The sequence below is a fragment of the Flavobacterium sp. genome, from assembly GCF_035760125.1.
Lineage (GTDB): Bacteria > Bacteroidota > Bacteroidia > Flavobacteriales > Flavobacteriaceae > Flavobacterium.
Genome location: NZ_DASTTN010000186.1, coordinates 1 through 4,014, shown reverse-complemented (window position 1 = coordinate 4,014; position 4,014 = coordinate 1). Strand labels below are relative to the sequence as shown.

Here is a 4,014-nt window from a genome sequence, read left to right as displayed (position 1 = left end):
ACCTGAGTTAGATTAATTTAATTTGGAGCAGAAAGATTTATCTTTTCTGGCAACATTGGTCCCGCTATACTACTATCGGGGCTAAAGGGAAAGATTTGGCTTTTTTATCATTATCCAAAAGGAAATAAGCAAAAATTACGCTTAGCAGGATTGTGATTATTATTTTTTATATTTGATAAAAAGGCAAATAGAAACAAGCTTTCGCCAATCTACCCAATTTTGGGTGTATATACGAATGTTTGTAGCACATATAAACGAGTTGGCGGTAATTCCACATATTCGCACCAAATTGACTCATTCAGCTAACGGAAGAAAGTCGAAATTTGGATGAATATTACAAAAAATCAGTGATTTTCAGAACCTTAAAAAACGTTAGATAGAATTTTAAATGAACATTGTCTAAAAATGATAAAATCTCAATTTTCTTTTCGAACATTTATTTCTGTTCCTTTTACTATTACAATCTTCTTTTTTCCAATTTATCTTTTTATAAATAGAGTTGAAGCGTTTGGAGAAAACTATAATTTGAAATTTATATTTATTTCTTCGCTCATATTATTTGTTTGTTTTTGGCTTATTCTTGGAACAGTTAGAAGAGTACTTTGGATAAAAATAAATGACGAGGAAATTATATTCAAAAACATTTTTCTTTCGGAAAGAAAATTTGCACTTAAAGAATTTGATGGATTTGAAACTACAGTAGAAATTTCGAGAGGTGGAAGTCATAAAGTTTTATATTTGATGAAAAACAAGAAAAGTTTGGTTCACATATCTGAATATTATTTAGCAAATTATAAAGAATTAAAGAGCCATATTGAAACAAGAATGAACAATTTAGGGTTTGTCCCCTTCAGTTTACTAACTGATTGGAAAAGATATAAATAAAAACTACCGCCAACAGCTACTACAACGGATTTGGGCAATTGGCTTAATGGAAAGTTGGTTTTGTATTTGGGCTGATTTGGCAAATCCGCATAATGGGCTTAATTTAGTCCCAAACCCGCTGTAGTACCAGAACGTTATACATTTTTATTGAATTTCACCTATGAAATTGATTTTACCAACAATATTGAAAAATACCATTTTACACCCTAATGCCGCGTGAGGGATAGAAGCAAGCTACCGAAGTAGCGCGGATAGCCCGACAGCATAAAGCAATGGGGCCGACTCACCAGCATGGTAAGTTGGCCCCATTGTTTTATGGTGACACGCCCAAATGGTTTTAAATTTCCAGACGAACTACATACCCCTCGAAACTTCGGACATTGAAAACGGTACCGTCTTCAAAAATGAGGTACTGCCCCTTGATTCCTACTAGCTTCCCTTTGAAATTATGCTCTTTTTCAAGGTTTAAACTGCTAACTTTTTTGGGATAACTCAATACAGGGAAATGCATTTGATAGACATCATTTTTCTCCAAATGATAAAATTCCTGTACCTCAGCAGGTATTAGTTTTTCCAGTTTTAATTTTTCAGCGACTAAATCGGTATGGGCAAGTTCATTTTGAACCATTTTGCGCCAATTGGTTTTATCGGTATAATGGCTTTTGAGCGCTACCTCGGTAATTCCGGCCAAGTAACGATTGGGTACTTCGACTATGGATATGGCTTGGCTCGCACCTTGATCAATCCATCTTGTAGGCACTTGGGTTTTTCGGGTCACCCCTACTTTGACTTCACTCGACAAGGCCAAATAAACGATATGTGGTTGCAATTGCACTTGTTCCTCATATGCCAAATCACGATCTTCAATCCCAAGATGGGCGGTGCTTAACTCGGGTTTCATAATCCAATCACCCACCGCTGGACTCGAATAAAAACAATCGTAACAGAATCCCTGACGGTATATTTTTTTCTTTTTACCGCAATTCAAACATTGGTATCCCTCAAAGTTTATTTCCAACTCTTTGTTCAATACTTGGTTCATGTTCAAAAAACTGTTTTCGAAAACCAAATAATATTGAATAGGATCTCCAAATTCGGTTTGCATTTTAGAAAGTACGCCTTGGTAAGTCATTTTAGATTGCAGGTTTTAGATTATAGATTGCAGGAAGCAAAGCTATCCTCTGAGTTAGAATATTTGACCCAAATTGAATCATTTTTTATAAAAAAACACTATTTTTGGTATTATTGCAAAGTTAGTATTTGTGAATCTATTTTCAAATCTTAAATCAGCAATCATAAATTAAAATCAAAACCCATGCCTTTATCAATTATCAATTCCATCGCTTCTTGGTTTTTAAAACAAAGAATTCACCAGATTGAACTTTTCTTGAAATACCCAAATGAGGTTCAGGAAGAATTATTGATGAACTTAATTCGTTCTTCTGAAGAAACGGTTTTTGGTAAACAATACGATTATGCATCCATAAAATCATACCAAACCTTTACCGAAAGAGTTCCGATTTCGACCTACGAAGATTTGGAACCCTTGATAGAACGCACCCGAAAAGGCGAACAAAACGTGCTTTGGGAAACCCCAATAAAATGGTTTGCCAAATCAAGTGGCACAACCAATGCCAAAAGTAAATTTATACCGGTAAGTAACGAAGCCCTTGAGGATTGCCATTACAAAGGCAGCAAAGATTTGTTGTGTTTATATTTAAACAATAACGAAGAATCTGAAATGTTTGTGGGCAAAAGTCTTCGTTTGGGAGGTAGTTCACAGATTTACGAAAACAACAATACTTTTTTTGGAGACTTATCGGCTATTTTGATTGAGAATATGCCTATTTGGGCCGAATTTAGCAGTACGCCCAGCAACAAAATTTCTTTGATGAGCGAATGGGAAACCAAAATAGGTGCCATTATCAATGAAACCAAAAATGAAAATGTGACTAGCTTTGCAGGAGTTCCTTCTTGGATGTTAGTTCTATTGAACAAAATACTAGAAGAAACAGGAAAAACAAACCTGATGGAAGTTTGGCCTAACTTGGAAGTGTATTTCCATGGTGGTGTAAGTTTTGATCCTTACAGAGAACAATACCACAAAATACTACCACACAACCAATTTAAATACTACGAAATTTACAACGCCTCTGAAGGTTTCTTTGCCATTCAGGATTTGAACAACTCCAGTGATCTATTACTAATGTTGGATTACGGAATCTTTTATGAATTTATCCCGATGGATACTTTTGGTACTCCTGAACAAAAAGCCGTTCGATTATCGGATGTACAATTGTTCAAGAATTATGCGATGGTGATTACTACCAATGGTGGTTTGTGGAGATACTTAATAGGCGACACGGTTCGATTCACTTCTTTAAGTCCATACCGAATCCGAGTAACTGGTCGTACCAAACATCACATCAATGTTTTTGGCGAAGAATTAATGGTCGAAAATACCGATCAAGCCATAGCAAAAGCCTGTCAAATCACCGAAACTGAAGTTGTCGATTATACCGTTGCCCCAATTTTCATGAAAGACAAAGAAAAAGGTGGCCACGAATGGATGATCGAATTTAAGAAAAAGCCAAAAGACATAGCCGCTTTTCAAAAAGCACTGGACGAAACCCTGCAATCTTTAAACTCTGATTATGAAGCCAAACGCTACAACAACATGACTCTTAATCCGCTAGTTATTAATGTGGCCAGAGAACGATTGTTTTATGATTGGCTCAAAGAAAGTGATAAACTGGGAGGTCAGCACAAAATTCCTAGATTATCCAACAAAAGAGATTATCTTGAACAATTGAAAAAAATGCAAAACTAAACCACTATGAAAAGAATATCACTTCTATTAACTGTTATAATAATTACTTCTTGCAGCGCCTCCAGTCATGTTTGTGGTGGTAATGGTGGAAAAACATGCGTTAAAACAACTCCCAAAACAATCGTCAATAAAGGTCTTGACACCTAGAGACCAGTTCATATTTCTATAAAAACAAAAGTCATTCAAAAATATATTTGAATGACTTTTGTTTTATACCATTATCACATCAAGTGACAACTCAATATTATTTTTCCAATATCTTTTTCAGGTTAGCCAGATTTTTAGTTTCGGCATCAGTA

General features: G+C 35.3%; 3 protein-coding genes. 2 read left to right on the top strand and 1 reads right to left on the bottom strand.

What is annotated here, in order from left to right; genetic code table 11:
• Nucleotides 1-405 precede the first annotated feature (405 nt).
• Nucleotides 406-885: a hypothetical protein gene (locus tag VFS71_RS07000; protein ID WP_326400209.1), complete on the top strand. Its 480-nt coding sequence runs from the start codon at nucleotides 406-408 to the stop codon at nucleotides 883-885.
• 337 nt (nucleotides 886-1,222) lie between these two features.
• Here VFS71_RS07000 and VFS71_RS06995 read toward each other — a convergent pair whose 3' ends face one another.
• A complete protein-coding gene (locus VFS71_RS06995) occupies nucleotides 1,223-2,017 on the bottom strand; it encodes a DUF2797 domain-containing protein (protein WP_326400208.1) in 795 nt (264 codons plus the stop codon).
• 183 nt (nucleotides 2,018-2,200) lie between these two features.
• On the opposite strand from VFS71_RS06995, the gene VFS71_RS06990 reads away from it, so the two are divergent.
• A complete protein-coding gene (locus VFS71_RS06990; protein WP_326400207.1) occupies nucleotides 2,201-3,715 on the top strand; it encodes a GH3 auxin-responsive promoter family protein in 1,515 nt (504 codons plus the stop codon).
• The last annotated feature ends 299 nt before the right edge of the window (nucleotides 3,716-4,014 follow it).

What these genes read in the sequence shown, in the direction of transcription:
- VFS71_RS06995 (WP_326400208.1), bottom strand. Translation starts at nt 2,017, where the DNA reads ATGACTTACCAAGGCGTACTTTCTAAAATGCAAACCGAATTTGGAGAT.
- VFS71_RS06990 (WP_326400207.1), top strand. Translation starts at nt 2,201, where the DNA reads ATGCCTTTATCAATTATCAATTCCATCGCTTCTTGGTTTTTAAAACAA.
- VFS71_RS07000 (WP_326400209.1), top strand. Translation starts at nt 406, where the DNA reads ATGATAAAATCTCAATTTTCTTTTCGAACATTTATTTCTGTTCCTTTT.